Annotated in this window: 7 protein-coding genes and 2 pseudogenes; 7 read left to right on the top strand and 2 right to left on the bottom strand. The window is 71.6% G+C overall.

The window, feature by feature from the left end; translation table 11 throughout:
* Nucleotides 1–139: 139 nt before the first annotated feature.
* The 3 genes and pseudogenes from ACIRQ7_RS28560 to ACIRQ7_RS28550 form a co-directional block, all read left to right on the top strand.
* Nucleotides 140–997 (top strand): ATP-binding cassette domain-containing protein, encoded by an 858-nt coding sequence (locus tag ACIRQ7_RS28560; RefSeq protein WP_404265508.1) that lies wholly within the window; start codon nt 140–142, stop codon nt 995–997.
* On the top strand, nt 969–3,134 hold the full coding sequence (locus ACIRQ7_RS28555) for a YhgE/Pip family protein (protein ID WP_404265507.1): 2,166 nt from the start codon (nt 969–971) through the stop codon (nt 3,132–3,134). The genes ACIRQ7_RS28560 and ACIRQ7_RS28555 overlap by 29 nt, the downstream gene beginning before the upstream one ends.
* Nucleotides 3,131–3,778 (top strand): annotated as a pseudogene (locus ACIRQ7_RS28550) (TetR/AcrR family transcriptional regulator); the annotation flags it as partial. The gene ACIRQ7_RS28555 and the pseudogene ACIRQ7_RS28550, both read left to right, overlap by 4 nt.
* 299 nt (nt 3,779–4,077) lie before the next feature.
* Here ACIRQ7_RS28550 and ACIRQ7_RS28545 read toward each other — a convergent pair.
* Both ACIRQ7_RS28545 and ACIRQ7_RS28540 read right to left on the bottom strand, forming a co-directional pair.
* On the bottom strand, nt 4,078–5,826 hold the full coding sequence (locus ACIRQ7_RS28545) for a thiamine pyrophosphate-binding protein (protein WP_404265506.1): 1,749 nt from the start codon (nt 5,824–5,826) through the stop codon (nt 4,078–4,080).
* 144 nt (nt 5,827–5,970) lie between these two features.
* Nucleotides 5,971–7,539 (bottom strand): sodium:solute symporter, encoded by a 1,569-nt coding sequence (locus ACIRQ7_RS28540; RefSeq protein ID WP_404265505.1) that lies wholly within the window; start codon nt 7,537–7,539, stop codon nt 5,971–5,973.
* A 331-nt stretch (nt 7,540–7,870) separates the two neighbouring features.
* On the opposite strand from ACIRQ7_RS28540, the pseudogene ACIRQ7_RS28535 reads away from it, so the two are divergent.
* The 4 genes and pseudogenes from ACIRQ7_RS28535 to ACIRQ7_RS28520 form a co-directional block, all read left to right on the top strand.
* A pseudogene (locus tag ACIRQ7_RS28535) lies at nt 7,871–8,008 on the top strand (pentapeptide repeat-containing protein); the annotation flags it as partial.
* Nucleotides 8,009–8,114: 106 nt separating this feature from the next.
* Nucleotides 8,115–10,010 (top strand): helix-turn-helix domain-containing protein, encoded by a 1,896-nt coding sequence (locus tag ACIRQ7_RS28530; RefSeq protein WP_404265630.1) that lies wholly within the window; start codon nt 8,115–8,117, stop codon nt 10,008–10,010.
* 390 nt (nt 10,011–10,400) lie between these two features.
* Nucleotides 10,401–10,793, top strand: a complete 393-nt coding sequence (locus ACIRQ7_RS28525; RefSeq protein ID WP_404264286.1) for a hypothetical protein — start codon at nt 10,401–10,403, stop codon at nt 10,791–10,793.
* 187 nt (nt 10,794–10,980) lie between these two features.
* Nucleotides 10,981–15,690 carry a toxin glutamine deamidase domain-containing protein gene (locus tag ACIRQ7_RS28520; protein WP_404265504.1) on the top strand — a complete coding sequence of 1,570 codons (4,710 nt, stop codon included), beginning with the start codon at nt 10,981–10,983 and terminating at the stop codon, nt 15,688–15,690.
* Nucleotides 15,691–15,725 lie beyond the last annotated feature (35 nt).

Here is a 15,725-nt window from a genome sequence, read left to right as displayed (position 1 = left end):
TAAGTCGACACCCCCGTCCGGGTCACGGACTCTCTCCCACGAATTTCCGGATCCTGCTCGCCAAATACCCGCCGATTGGTCAATAGGGCCACACTTACGGCACACTTTTAGACTGACCAGTCAGAACAAAGGAGGGGTTGTGGACACCACCCGTCAGGGGGCGGCGGTCAACGCCAGGGGAATCGGAGTGGAGGGCCCACGGGGATGGGCTTTCAGAGGTGTCGACGTCTGTGCCGATCCCGGATCGCTGATCGCCGTCCAGGGCCCTTCGGGCTCCGGCCGCACCTGCCTGCTGCTCGCCCTCGCCGGCCGGATGCGGATCACCGAGGGCCACGCCACCGTCGCCGGATTCCCGCTGCCCAAGCGGATGGGCACGGTGCGCGGCCGTACGGCCCTCGCGCACGTACCGGGCGTCGCCGACCTCGAGCCAGCCCTCACCGTCGGCGAACACCTCAAGGAACAGGCCCTGTTGGGACGCCGCCTGAAGAACTCCCTCGGCGGCTCGCTGCCCTGGGGACGCCGCCACAAGGACGCCACCCGGGCCCGCGTGCACGCCGCGCTCGCCGCCGCCGGGCTCGACCCCGACACGCTGCCCAAGGGCCTGCGGACAGCCGTCCGCGACCTCGAGCGTCTCGAAGCGCTGCGCCTGTCGATCGCCCTCGCCGTCATGCACGGCCCGCAGCTGCTCGCCGTCGACGATGTCGACCTCAAGCTCTCCGCCGCCGAACGCGACCTCGCCTGGCAGCTGCTGCGCGATCTCGCACAGGCGGGCACCACGGTCGTGGCCGTGGGCAGCGACGCACCGGCGGACGCACTGATCGTCCGCACCTCGTCCGCCGGCACCCGCAGCACCGGCCCGGCCGACGCACCCGGCACGGCAGGCGCCCACGGCACCGGCCCGGACACCGACCGGGCCGCCACCCGGCAGACCACTCACCCGAACCACACCCACAAGGAGGCAGCAGCGGATGCGTTCGCCGAAACTGGCCGCGCTTGAGCTCAGGCGTTTCGGCAGGGGAAAGCTCCCCCGGCTGGGCCTCGTCGCCCTGATGCTGATCCCCCTGCTCTACGGAGCCCTGTACCTCTGCTCCTTCTGGGACCCCTACAGCCGCCTGGACAAGATCCCGGTGGCACTCGTCAACGACGACAAGGGCGCCTCGGCCGACGGCAAGAAGGTCGCCGCGGGCGACGAACTCGCCAAGAACGTACGGGACAGCAAGACCTTCGACTGGGAAGAGGTCAGCTCCGCCGACGCCGCCAAGGGCGTCGAGAACGGCACGTACTACCTCTCCCTGACCGTGCCGAAGAACTTCAGCAAGCGGATCGTCTCCAGCTCGGGCGACGACCCGCAGACCGGCGCCCTCCAGGTCCGCACGAACGACGCCAACAACTACATCGTGGGCTCGATCTCCAAGACCGTCTTCTCGGAGATCCGCGCCAAGACGTCGGCGAAGTCCTCCCGCCAGTTCCTCGACAAGATCTTCGTGTCGTTCTCCGACCTGCACGACGAGACCGCCAAGGCCGCCGACGGCGCCGCCAAGGTCGACGACGGCCTGGGCACCGCCAAGGACAAGACCGGCGAACTGGCCGACGGCCTCGGCAAGCTGAACAAGGGCTCGGGGGACGTCAGCAAGGGGGCCGGCGGCGTCAGCGACGGCGCAGGAAAGCTCAGCCAGGGCACGGAACAGGCCGTTTCGAAGGCCAGGCAGCTCAGCCGGGGCGCCGGCCAGGTCGCGGACGGCACCCAGCAGCTCGCCGACAAGGTCCACGGGATCGCCGAGCGCGATCTCCCCTTCCTCCGGGAGCACGGCAAGGAAATCGGCGCGAAGGCACGGATCGTCGCCGACCTCACCGAGGCGCTGGACGACGACCTCGGCAAGCTCCCCGGCAACTCCGCTCGGGCGGCCACCCAGGCACGCCAGAGCGCCGACGACGCCAGGGCGCTCTACAACGAGAGCTGCGCCGGCGGGCTCGCCCCCGCCGACCAGGACTGCACCAAGCTGAAGGGCATAGCCGCCGGCTCCGAAGCCGCCGCCGACGCGGCGGAGAAGGTCGACGGCATCATCGCCCGGACGGACTTCGAGCAGCTGCGCGGCAAGCTGCGGGACCTGCACCGGGGCGCCGAGCTGGTGGCCGACAAGGCTCCGGGCATCGCGGGGAACGCGGACACCGCGATCCGTCAGATCAACGCCCTCAACTCCGGCGCCCGCCAGGTGTCCGACGGCGCCGGGCAGTTCGTCGACGGCCTCGGCACCCTCGCCGACGGCGCGGGCACCCTCGCCGACGGCGCGGGCAAGGTGGCCGACGGCGCCGGCAAGGTGCACAACGGCGTCGGGGACGCCAAGGACGGCGCAGAGAAGCTCACCGGCGGGCTCTTCAAGCTCAAGGACGGCTCCAATCACCTGGCCGGGGGCCTGCACGACGGCGTCGCGAAGATCCCCGACTACGACAAGAAGGACCGCGACCACCGCACCGAGGTCATGTCCGACCCGGTCGAGCTCGCCTCGAAGTCCCTGCACAAGGCGCCCAACTACGGCACCGGGCTGGCCCCGTACTTCATCCCGCTCTCCCTCTGGGTCGGCGCGATGGTCGCGTACATGCTGCTCGCGCCGCTGAGCAAGCGCGCCCTGGCCGCCGGCGCCCCCGGCTGGCGGATCGCCCTCGGCTCCTGGCTGCCGGCCTTCGCCATCGGCGTCATACAGGTACTGGCCCTGATGGCCGTGCTCCACTGGGGCCTCGGCCTGGAAATGGCCCGCGCCGGAGCCACCATCGGCTTCCTGACACTGGCCACGGCCGCCTTCACGGCCATCATCCAGTTCTTCGGCGCACAGTTCGGGCCGGCGGGCCGGGTGCTCACCCTCGTCGTGCTGATGCTCCAGCTGACCTCGGCCGGCGGCACCTACCCGGTGCAGAGCAGCCCCGGGTTCTTCGGCGCCATCCACCCGTTCCTGCCGATGAGTTACGTCGTCGACGGTCTGCGCCGCCTGATCACCGGCGGCGACCTGGCGATCGTCTGGCAGGGCTCGATCGTGCTGGCCGTCTTCACCCTGGGCGCGCTGGCGCTCACCTCGCTGACGGCGCGCAGCCGTCAGGTCGTACGGATGAAGGACCTGCACCCGGAGCTCAGCCTGTGAGCACCCGCTCCGGCAAAGGGGGCGGCGCCGGCGACGGCGCCGCCCCCGGCCTCGGGCCCCGTCGCGGGGCCACCCGCCGCAAGCTCTTCGAAGCGGCGGTCACCCTCATCGCGGAACAGGGCTTCTCCGCCACCACCGTGGACGAGATCGCCGACCGCGCAGGTGTCGCCAAGGGCACCGTCTACTACAACTTCGCCAGCAAGAACGTCCTCTACGAAGAGCTCCTGCGGGACGGCATCGACCTGCTCGCCGGCTCCCTCCGGCAGGCCGCGGAGGCGACCGCCGCGCGCGGCGGCACCCGGGTCGACGCGCTGGACGCGATGATCCGGGCCGGCCTGGACTTCATCGCCCGCTCCCCCGCCCTCACCCAGCTCTACGCCGCCGAACTCTGGCGCACCAACCGCAGCTGGCGCGCCACCTTGACGTCGGTACGCGGCCGGGCCCTCACCGTCGTCGAGTCCGTCCTGCGGGATGCCGTGGACGAGGGCGAACTCACCGACGAACTCGACATCCCGCTCACCGCCTCCGCCCTCTTCGGCATGGTCCTGGTGGCGGCCCTGGACTGGCAGTCCTTCCAGCCGCACCGCTCCGTCGAGGACGTCCACGCGTCGCTGTCCCGGCTGTTGCAGGGGCGGGTGAGCGGCCCGCCGGGCAGCTCGGCAGCGGGCAGCGTGATCCCGGGCGGCGTGGCGACGGCCCACACGGCGCCGGACCGCGTGGCGACGGGTCCGGCGGCAGGGGGCGCGGGGGCTCCGGCCGGAAGGTGAAGGCGTCCGTCCTGGCCGGCACCCGCCACCGGGCGGCCCCAGCCCCCGGCCTCACGTCCACAGCTTCCCGGCCGGAGGGCCGGAGGGGCCAGAGGGCCAGAGGGCCGGAGGGCCGGAGTCAGGGCGGAAGGGAGGGATCCCGGAAACCCCAAATCCCAGAAGCCCGGAACGCCCGTCTAACCCTCCGGCAGGTGGGTGGGGGCGAACATCCGCAGGTGGGCCGGGAGGACCACGACGGACGGGCCGGGGGCGGCCAGCGCCTCCGCCAGGTCCATGGCCAGCCGCTCCGCATCCGTGCGTACCGCCGGCACCCCGAACGACTCGGCCAGCGCCACGAAATCCGGCCGGCTCAGCTCGGTCGCGGTGGCCTCGCCGAAGGCGTCGGTCATGTATTCCCGCAGGATGCCGTACCCGCCGTCGTCCACGATGAGCCAGGTGACCGGCAGGTCGTACTGCCGGGCGGTGGCCAGCTCCGCGATCGAGTACATCGCGCCGCCGTCGCCGGAGACCGCCAGCACCGGCCGGGCGGGGTCGGCGACGGCCGCGCCGAGCGCCGCGGGGAAGCCGTAGCCGAGACCGCCGGCCCCCTGCGCCGAGTGCATCGCGTTCGGGCGCCGCGGGTCGAAGGCGGACCACGCCCAGTACGCGAGGATCGTCATGTCCCAGCAGCTGACGGCCCCATCGGGCAGCGCGTCCCGCACGGAGGCCAGGATCCGCTGCTCCAGGTCGAGTTGCTGTCCGGTGATCCGGTCCCGTACGCGCGCCAGGAGGTCGGCGACGTCGGCTTCGGGGGCACGGGAGACACCCATGCCCTCGCCCGCCCCTATGCCCGTGCCCTCGCCCTCGGGCTGCTGCGTCGCTCCCGGACGTTCCCGTTCTCCCAGAGCTCCCGGAACCCCCGCCGTATCCGTTTCCTTCAGCAGCGCGGACAACGCGAGCCGGGCGTCCGCATGGATGCCCAGCGCCGCGTGATTCGACTCCAGCTTGCCGAGGTCGGCCTCGATCTGTACGACCCGGCCGCGCGGCCGGAACGTGTGGTAATTCGAGGAGAGTTCGCCGAGCCCCGAGCCGACGACCAGCAGCGTGTCCGCGTCCTCCAGGAAGGACGTGGTGTAGCGGTCCTCCAGCCACGACTGGAGGGACAGCGGGTGCTCCCACGGGAAGGCACCCTTGCCACCGAACGTCGTGGCCACCGGCGCCCGCAGCTGCTCGGCGAGCGCCAGTAGCTCCGCCTCCGCCCCGGCCCGTACGACGCCGCCACCCGCAAGGATCACCGGTCGCGCGGCCTGGTTCAGCAGGTTCGCGGCCGCCGAAATCAACTCCGGCCGCGGCGTCAACTCCTTCGGTGCCACCGGCAGTTCACCCACCCGCGGTATCTCCACCGGGGCCAGCAGCACATCCTGCGGAATCTCCAGCCACACCGGCCCGTGCGGTGCGCTCAGCGCCGATTCCCACGCCGCGGCGACCGCCGACGGGATCTGCGAGGCCGTGCGCACCGTGTGGACGGACTTGACCACCCCTCGGAACGAGGCGCTCTGGTCGGTGAGTTCATGCAGATAGCCGTGGCGACCGCCGCCGATCCCGGCCTGCGGCACCTGGCTTCCGATGGCCAGGACGGCGGCCGATCCCGCGGCCGCCTCCTGGAGCGCGGCGAGCGACATGAGCGCCCCGGGCCCGGTGGAGACCAGCAGGGGCGCCACCGAGTGCGTGGTCCGGGCGTAGGCGTCGGCGGCGAAGCCCGCGTTGTTCTCCACCCGCAGCCCGACATACCGCAGCGCGGAACGGCGCAGCGCGTCGAAGACCCCGAGCGCGTGCTGCCCCGGCAGCCCGAAGACGGTGCTCGCGCCGAGTGCGGCCAGCGACTCGACGACCAGGTCACCGCCGTTGCGCCGATGCTGCGTCGCCGTGGGGTTGGTGGTGCTCATGGGATGCGTGCTGCCTTCCTGGAGGGCGGGGCGGGCGGACGGAGGTGGAGCGGGGCGGAGGTGGAGCGGGGCGGAGGTGGAGCGGGGCGGAGGTGGGGCGGGGCGGAGGTGGGGCGGGGCGGAGGTGGGGCGGGGCGGCGCGTGTCAGACGCGTTCCGCGGGGGCGGCGGCCGCCCCCTCCGTCGTCCCGTCAGAAGCGGCGGCTGCATGCCCCGGGGCGTCGCCTGCCAGCCGGGCACGCCAGGCGGTGAGCACCGCCGGGTCCGTGGGCTTGGTGGCCAGGCTGACCAGCACGTACGCGACGAGCGAGGCGATCAGCCCGTAGTAGATCGGCTCGTTGGCGAGGACGCCGAGCGCGATCATCAGGCCGATGACCGTCAGCCCGCCGACCGCGACCGAGGCGAGCGCGCCGGCGGCCGTACCCCGCTTCCACAGCAGCCCGCCGAGGATGGGGACCAGCAGGCCGCCGACGAGGACGTTGTAGGCGAGGGTGAGTGCCTCGACGACGTCGTTGAGTGCGATCGCGATGACGATGACCGCGACACCCATGAGGAGAATGAAGATCCGGTTGCCGCGCACTTCGTCGTGGCCCCGCTCCTCCCCCGCCTCATGTACACCGGAATCAACATCGGCGTCGGCACCGGCACCGGCACCGGGATCCGCCGTCCGCCTCCGTGCCGCCGCGAAGGCCTTCACCCGCGACCAGATGTCGTTGTTGGCGACCGTCGCACACGCGATCAGCGCACCCGAGGACGTCGACATCACCGCGGACAGCGCCGCCGCCAGCACCAGTCCGCGCACGCCCATCGGCAGCGAGTCCTTGACGATGGTCGCGAACGCGTCATCGGAGCTGCCCAGGTGCGGGTAGAGCACCTTGGCCGCGGTGCCGATGACCGCGCCGGCCAGCGCGTACACCAGACAGTACGTACCGGCCGCGGTGCCGCCGAGGCGTGCCACCTTGTCGCCGCGCGCGGTGAACACCCGCTGCCAGATGTCCTGCCCGATCAGCATGCCGAACGAGTAGATCAGGACGTACGTGAAGACGGTCTGGCCGCCGATGCCCAGCGGCGCGAAGTAGTCGTCGGGCAGCTGCGCCTTCATCTCGGCGAAGCCGCCCGCCTTGATCACCGCGATCGGCAGCAGGAGCAGCAGCACGCCGATCGTCTTGACGACGAACTGCACCATGTCGGTGAGGGTGATCGACCACATGCCGCCGAGCGTCGAGTACGCGACGACAATCGCGCCTCCGAGGACGATCGAGAGGGTCCGGTCCATCCCGAAGAGCACGTCGAAGATGGTCGCGTAGGCGATCGTCGAGGTCACGGCGAGCATCAGGGTGTACGCCCACATGACGACGCCGGAGATGAGCCCGGCGGAGCCTCCGTAGCGCAGATCCAGCATCTCGGAGACGGTGTAGACCTTCAGCCGGGCTATTCGGGCCGAGAAGAAGAGGCTCAGCGCCAGCAGCCCGAGGCCGATGGTGAACACCATCCACGCGCCGGACAGTCCGTACCGGTAGCCGAGCCCGACACCGCCGATCGTCGACGCGCCGCCGAGCACGATCGCGGCCATCGTTCCGGAGTACATGGCGGGGCCGAGGCGGCGGCCGGCGACCAGGAAGTCGCTCTTGGACTTGGCGCGCCGCATGCCCCACCAGCCCATGGCGAGCATTCCGGCCAGATAGAGCACGATCACTGCGTAGTCGACAGCCATGGGCCATCCCTTCCAGCTGCGCCGAGGGGGAGAGGGGAGCGAGGGGAGAGAAGCAGGGGGAGGAGATAAGGGAGGGGGACGGATGAGGGGAGGGGGAAGAGGAGCGGAGCGTGCGCGTGGGGTGGCGCGCGAGGGGTACGCAAGGGGCTGCGCGGAGAGCGGGGTGTGCACGGGGAGGCGACGGGCGCCGCACGAGCGTCGCGCCTCGGGGGTTGACCCTAGGAGGCGGGCGGGCAACGCTGAAGTGTACGTTTCCTCCACTCGACTCCCCTGAAGTGGACGGTCCGCACATGCCGCACTCCGCCCGGACGCCGAAGCCGCCCGCACCGGCATCCGCCACACCACCGCCCACGCCCGCCACACCGGCATCCGCCGCACCGGGTTCCGGGGCGCCGGATTCCGGGGCGCCAGGTTCCGGGGCGCCGGATTCCGGGGCGCCGGATTCCGGGGCGCCAGGTTCCGGGGCGCCGGGTTCCGGGGCGCCGGCCGCTGTGACGCCGACCTCCGCGACGTCTCCGGAAGCGCCCGCCGGTCCCTCCGACCGGCAGCCCGCGGCGACCCCGGTCGGCAGGCCGATGCCGCCGTCCACGCCGCCCGTACCGCTGTCCGAGCTCCTCGCCCGCACGGACCTGGGCCTACGGCAGATCGCCGGCCCGCGCGACGGCATCGTCATCCACTGGGTACACACCTCCGAGATGGCCGACCCGGTGCCGTACCTTCTGGGCGGCGAGATGCTGCTGACGGCCGGGCTTCACCTGGCGAAGGCGGCGGGCGGAGGGACCGGCGGAGCGGTCGGCACGGGTGACGGACCGGAGGGGGCGAAGGAGCCCCCGCGCACCGACGAATCCGCGCCCACCTCCGAGGCCGGACCACCATCCGAAGATGGGTCCGCACCCGAAGGCGGGTCCGAGTCCGAGGCCGGACCACCATCCGAAGCCGGGCCCACCCCCGAAGCCGGACCACCATCCGAAGCCGGGCCCGGAGCGCGGCTCTCCCCCCTCGACGCCTACCTCGACGGCTACGCCGCCCGCACCGTCGCCGCCGGCGCCGCAGCCCTCGGTTTCGGTATCGCGCCCGTGCACGACACCGTCCCGCGCGCCCTGGTGGAGGCCTGCGACCGGCACGGGCTGCCGCTCGTCGAGGTCCCCGCCGGTACCCCGTTCACGGCCGTCGAGAGCGCCGTATGGCAGGCCGTGACCGAGGCCAGGCACCGCGAACTGACCCGGATCGGCGAAGCCCAGCGCGCACTGGCCGCCGCCACCGCACGGCCCGATCCCGCGCCCGCCGTGCTCCGCGCGCTGGCACGCCACGTCCACGGGTGGACCGCGCTCCTCGCCCCGGACGGCACCGAGCACGGCTCCGCCGGCCCCCGCCCCGACGCCGCCTGCCGGACAGCGGCGGCCCGCCTCGCCCAGGTCGTCGGCACCGGCGGGCCGTCCTCGGCCACCGACACCCTCCCGGACACCCATCTGACCGCGTACGCCCTCACGGGCCGCGGCCCCGGCCACCCGGCCCTCGCGCTGGTGGTCGCCGCGCACCGCCACGACCCGCCGGTACATTCCATCGCGGGCGTCGCCGCCGTACTCCTCTCCCTGATCACCGGCCCGGCCACGGCCACCGCCCCGGCCGACGCCGACCACTCCGAGGCGCTGGCCCGCCTGCTCCTCGGGGCACGCCCCGCCGAGGTCGCGCCCCTTCTCGGGCACCGGCTCTGGACGGTCGTGCACGCCGAGCCCCGCCGCGACACCACGGAATCCCCCGCGGCGCTGGCCGCCGCCCTCGGCACACCGTTCATCACCGCCGTACGGAACGTGCCCGGCACCCAGCAGCCACCCGCGGCGCCCCCGAAGACCCCCACAGCACCCCCGAAGATCCCCACCACCTCAGCCCAGGCCACGCCCACGCTCTGCGCCCTGGTCCCGGCCGATCACGAGATCACCTCTCACCCGGGCTGGACGCTCGGCGTCAGCGAACCTGCCGCGGTCACCGAACTCCCGGCCGCGGACCGCCATGCGGCTGCCGCACTCCGCCAGGCCCTCGCCCGCCGTACCTCCCTCGTACGTCATCGCGCCCCCGCCACCCATGGCATCACCGCCCTCGTCGCCCCCACCGATGCCCGACGCCACGCGCAGGCCCTGCTCGCCCCCTTGGCCGACTCCCCGGCCCTGGTCGCCACTCTCCACAACTGGCTGTCCCTGCACGGAAGTTGGGACCGCACCGCGACCGCTCTCGGCATCCACCGGAACACCGTCCGCCAGCGCATCGCCCGCATCACCACCCTCCTGGACACCGACCTCGACGATGCGGACGTCCGCATGGAGCTGTGGTTCGCCCTCCGCGCCCTCGACACCCCCGGCAACACCCCTGGCCACCCCGGCAACCCCGGCAACCCCGGCAACCCCGGCAACCCCGGCCACCCCGGCCACCCCGGCCACCCCGGCAACCTCGAATCCGAGTCGCCGCAGGAGTAGCGCCCGGGGTCACCCGGCCCGCACGCCCCCGCGCACCCGGCGCACTCGGCGCACCTGGCGCACCTGGCGCTCGCCGTACACACAACTCCGCCGAAGACCCGCCGCCCGCCACCCCGCGCCACGACGGCCGACCCAGGCCGCCTCCCTGCGCGCACGGGGCATCGACCGCGTCCCCTCCCCCACGTCCTCTCCCCGCGGCCGGCTCACCCGACAGCCGCACACCGCGTCCGATTCACCCCGGTGAGGGGGAAATTGAGCCATCGTCCGCCCGTCGGCAGGCCCATCGGTGACGTCTCTGTGACAACCAATGCCTTGAGCCCCTATAGGGCCCCAGGCCTAGACTTGGCACCACGCACGCCATTTTGACCGGATCTTGAATCGGGGGGACTCATGGCTGGGGATGGGCTGCAGGCCGATATTCCGTCGCTGAAGGCCGGTGGGAAGGACTTCACCGGCGTAGGGCAGCGGTACCAATCGGCGGTGGACAAGCTTCAGTCGGGGCTGACCGGCCTGGAGGGCCAGGACACCCCGCCGTGGGGCGACGACGAGATCGGCGAGAAGTTCGGCGTCGTCTACGAAGGCCTGCGCGACGGCATGTACGAGTCGATGGGACATCTGGCCGCCAAGCTCCAGGAAATCGGCGGCGCGCTGCAGAACATGGCCCAAAACCACGAGGCCGACGAGGACTTCAACGACTCCCTCATGAAGCAGCACATCGCCAACGCCGAGGCCGAGAGCAAGGCCATCTCCAGCGTCAAGGCCCCCAACACCGCCTCCGCCTGACCACCGGCCCCACCGCACCGGGCATCACCGCCCACTGCCGCGACGCCTGCGCCACCGCCGCGCCGCCTGCCTCCACTCCGCCTCTCTCCACCCCTCTCCTCGCCGCGCCTCTCCTCTCCTCTCCTCTCCGCGCCTCTCCACTGCTTTTCGCCACTATCGCTTCGCTGTCCTACGGGGGATTGCCGTCATGTCGCTCATGCTTCCGGACTGGGCCGAGTGGGTCCTTGAGATGCTCGGCTTCGACTGGCCAACAGGCGACGAAGACAAAATGATGGAGTCCGCCCAGCAGTGGCGGACCTTCGCGGCAGCCGTCGAACAACTCCAGTCCGAAGGCGTCACCGCCGCCGGAAACGTGCTGTCCTCCAACACCGGCGACAGCATCGACGGCTTCAGCAAGACCTGGGAGAAGTTCTCCGGCACCGGCTCCGGGTACCTCGACGATGCCCGCAACGTCTCCGAAATGATCGCCATCGCCCTCGACGTCGGTGCGGGAATCATCATCGGCATGAAAGTGGCGGTGATCGCCCAGCTGGCGATCCTTGCCGCAGAGATCATCGCCGCCCAAGCAGCGGCCCCCTTCACCCTCGGCCTGTCCGAAGTCGGCGCCGCGGCCGCCACCCAGGCCACCCGTCTCATCGTCCGCCGCATCCTCAAGGAAGCCCGCGAAGCCCTCGTCGAGGCCGTCGTCGAGACGCTCAAGGAACCGGCCGTGTCCGCCCTCGAAGCGATGATCTCCGACGCCATCGCCCAGGGCATGAACATGAACTTCGGCGCGCAGAACGGCTTCGACGTGGGCCGCAGCGTCAAGACCGGCGCCGAGGCGGGCGTCGAGGCCGCCAAGAACTCCGGCCAGACCTTCGCCGAATCCCTCCGCGACGGCGCCGGCGGCAGGGCCGGCGGCCACGCCCGTGGCGGTCTCGACTCCGCGGCCGGCCACGGCAACGACAGCGGCGGTAGTGACAGCAGCGGCAGCGGTAGCGGTAGCGGTAGTGACAGCAGCGGCTCAGACAGCAGCGGTAGTGACAGCAGCAGCTCCGACAGCAGCGGCGGCAACAGCTCCACCTCCGGCAACAGCTCGGACAGCGGAGGATCCGACAGTGGAGGATCCGACAGCGGGGGCTCGGGAAGCAGTGACGGCAACACCTCCACCGGCTCCGGAGGCAGCAGCACCACGGGCGGGCCCACCCACACCGGAGGCGGCGGCACCAGCGGCACAGGCGGTACGGGTTCCGGCACCAACTCCGCCGGAGACGACGGCGGTTCAGGAGGCGCGGGCAGCGACTCAACGCCCTCCGCCGGCAGTCCCGACAGCTCCGACAGCTCCGCCGCCCCCGGCACCGACGGCGGAGACCGCCCCACCCCCCAGGCGCAGCCCTTGCCGCCCCCGGACCAGCGCTCCCCCTTCGACGAAGGCTTCACCGGCAACACCCCGGGCACCGGCCCCACCCCCGACTCGGGCAGCACCCCGGACTCCAGCCCCACCCCCGGCACGGGCAACACCCCCGACTCCAGCCCCACCCCCGGCACGGGCAACACCCCCGACTCCAGCCCCACCCCGGATGGCTCCCGCCCCGACCCGGACACCGTCGGCACACAGCCGACACCGGACAACACCCCCGACTCCGCACGCCCCGACACCGACCAGGTCAGCACGCAGCCCACGCCTGGCCCGTCCCCGCACCCGGACTCCGCCCCCACCCCCGACGCCGACCAGGTCAGCACCCACCCCACACCTGGCCCGTCCCCTCACCCGGACTCCGCGCCCGCCCCTGACTCCGGCCCCGGCCCCGGCCCGGACCAGTCCCACCCGACGCCGGGCCGCCCGGACACCCCCGCACCCGACAGCCCCGCACAACCGGACGCCGCCCCGCCGTCCCCGTCCTCGCCGTCCGACCCGATCGCCGGCAACCCGCCCACCGCCGACACCCCCACCAACAACGGCGACGCCACCAACAACGGCAACAACGGGGACGACAACAACAGCGGCGGCGGACGCGGCTCCGTGCCGCACGCCAACGTGCCCTCCCAAGGCGCACCCGTACAGCACTCGCCCTCCTCCGGCCCGCCCGTCCAGCAACGCGACCCGGCCCCCGGCGACCCCATGCCCACCGTCGACGACGACGCCGCCGACCCCGCCGTCCGCACCCAGTCCGCCGACACCATGACCGCACCTCCCCCCTCGGCCCTGGCGGACCAGAACAACGCCCCCGGCAGCACGCCCAACTCGCCCCAGCAGGCCCCGCAAAGCTCTCCTCAGGCCGCCGGCCCCGTCATGGGCGCACCCGGCATGGCGCCGCAGGACACCCCCACACCCACCGCCGCCCCACCACGCGGCAGCACCACCCCGCCCGCCGGCAACCCGCCCCATGGCACACCGCCCAACGCCCGCCCCGGCGGCACCCAGCAACGCACCCCCGACCGGCCCGCCTTCACCCCCCGCCCCGACGGACCGCGTCCGGATCAGCAGCGTCCCCGCGCCGGCGACCCCCGCACCCCGCACGCCGAGCGCCCCGGTGGCATCCCCTCGCAGCAACGCCCGAACGGCACCGGCCCACAGCCGCCACGGCAACAGCAGCCGCAGAACGACCGCCCGGACCCGCGCCAACAGCCGTCCCAGCAGCGCCCCGCAGGCGAGAACCCGGATTCCGGCACCCCGTCGTCTCCCACGACGCCCCGCCCCGAAACGCCTCAGCATCAGTCCCCGGATGCCTCCCAGGCACCGACGGGGACCGACAACGGCGACCCGCGAGCCGACCGGCCCCAGGACAGCCGTCCCGACCAGCCGGACGGTCCCTCGAACCGCGCACCCGACACGGACAGCAGCAACACCAGCGACAACGACAACGACAACCGCAACGAGAGCGACAGCGGGAACAACGCGGACAGCGGCCCCGACAAGGACGGCAACGACAGCGCCACCGACAGCGGTAACGACAGCGATCCGTCGAACCAGCGTCCCGAGCACCCGGACGCCACCGACGAAAGCACCTCACCCCGCGACCAGGACTCCGACCCCACCCCGGACACGGACCCGGACTCCGACGCCGCCCACGACCCCGCCCCGGCCTCCGAGACCCGTAATCGTGAGCGTCCCGGCGGGCTGGAAGGTCCGACCGACGAGCACCAGCAGCACGTCGAGGACTCGATCCCCAAGGACGAGAACGGCGAGCCGCAGCGCCACCCCGACCCCGACGACGGCAACTGGGTCGACTCCATCAACGACCCCGGCCCCGACGCCCCCGGCCGCAGCAACAACTGCGTCGACTCCGCACTCGCCACCGCCGACACCTACGCCGGCAACCCCACCGCGGCCGCCCACCGCACGCCCGACACCAACGACGACGGCACCCCCTCCGACCGCGGTGAGAGCAACGGCCGCGACCGCATCGAGAACACCCTGGGCGCCCGCTTCAACGACTACGGCAACGGCAAGGACGCCTTCAACAGCCTGGAGAGAGACCTCCGGGACTCCGGCCACGGCTCACAGGCCGTCATCATCACCCAGGACTCCAACGGCCGCGCCCACGCCTGGAACGCCGTCAACCACAACGGCAAGATCACCTACGTCGACTCCCAGACCGGCCAGCGCAGCGACAAGCCCCTCCACGACGGCTCCAACGGCGTCCACGCGGTCCCCCTCGACCCCGACCGCCGTCCCGCCCCCGCCAACTCCGCCGACGGCAACCGGAGCGACAACAACGACCGGGGCACCGAGGGCGACCGCCGGCCTGCCGCCGAACCCGCCGGCACCGGCAAGGGAAAGCACGAGAACCCCAGCGAGTCCGACGGCGACGCTCCTCCCGCGAAACGGGTCCGGACCGACGATCCTGCGGCTCTCGACAAGGATCCGCGTCTCGAACGCGAGACAGACACAGATCACACCCATCGCAGTGGCCTCCCGACAGATGATTCCCAATCAAAGGTGCGCGAAAAGAGCCCGGTTTACCGCATCTCGGACCACGAAAGGGTGGACGCTCACCTACAGCAGTGGGCGAAGGACGGCGAACTGGCGCACGTCCTACGAGTCGCCGCAGGGGACGACAGTCACCCCGCCGCCTCACCCCAGAAGCCGACCACCTTCAACGACCGGGGTCTGGAACGCGCCCTCCCGGGATTCTCCAACCTCAACCCCGGCGAACGCATGGTGGTCGTCTCCACGCTTGCCCGCCTCAGCCACTCCTTCCATGAGGGATACGGCGTGACCGAGCACCCCGTATCCACGGACGGCAGCTCCAAGGGTGTCCGCGAGCACGTGGAATCGGGCCAAAAGGTCTTGGACAAGCTCACCGAAAAGAACAAGCAGCCTTCAGGTAACGTCGAAAACCACCTTCCTGATTTCACCAAGAGGAATTACGCAGTCATCGAGGTACAGGGGCCGAACGGTACCGAATACGTGGTGGACTCCTCGTTCCCCAACGAGGCGGGATCCGCCGGCAAGCACTCGGAGAAGCACTTGATCGAGTGGATCGATCAAGTGAAATCTCAAAACGAGAGTTCTGGATACAAAATAAGCGGCCTCTACACCGAGCGTGAGCCCTGCGGAGACAAGAAGGGCGGCCTTGGCGGGTCGAATTGCTCGAACCTCCTCAGGGAACGGCTCGCCGGGACCCCTGTCTTCTACAGCACCACCTACCGGGCCGACCAGGAAGCGATTGAGCAGCGGAAGGAAGAAAGGGAATCACGCCAGGACAGCGCACGTAAGACCCAGGAAGCGGAACAGGAGAAGCAAGGGCTTCCCAAAAGCAGCGCGCTCCCCAAGGAGGAGAAGGCAAGGATCAATTCAGAAGTCAACAAGGAAGTACCCCAGACGAAGGCGGAGAAAGAACGCGAAAAGCAGATCGATGCGCGCATCCGCAAGGTCCGGAAGCTTTGGAACACCGTTGGCTCGAAGGTGTAGCGTAAACCGCTTCGAAACGTCTCCACCCGCCAGAA

The sequence above is a fragment of the Streptomyces sp. NPDC101393 genome (genome assembly GCF_044767385.1).
Classification (GTDB): domain Bacteria; phylum Actinomycetota; class Actinomycetes; order Streptomycetales; family Streptomycetaceae; genus Streptomyces.
The sequence above is the reverse complement of the archived record's forward strand: the minus strand, read 5'-3'. Positions and strand labels throughout refer to the sequence as shown.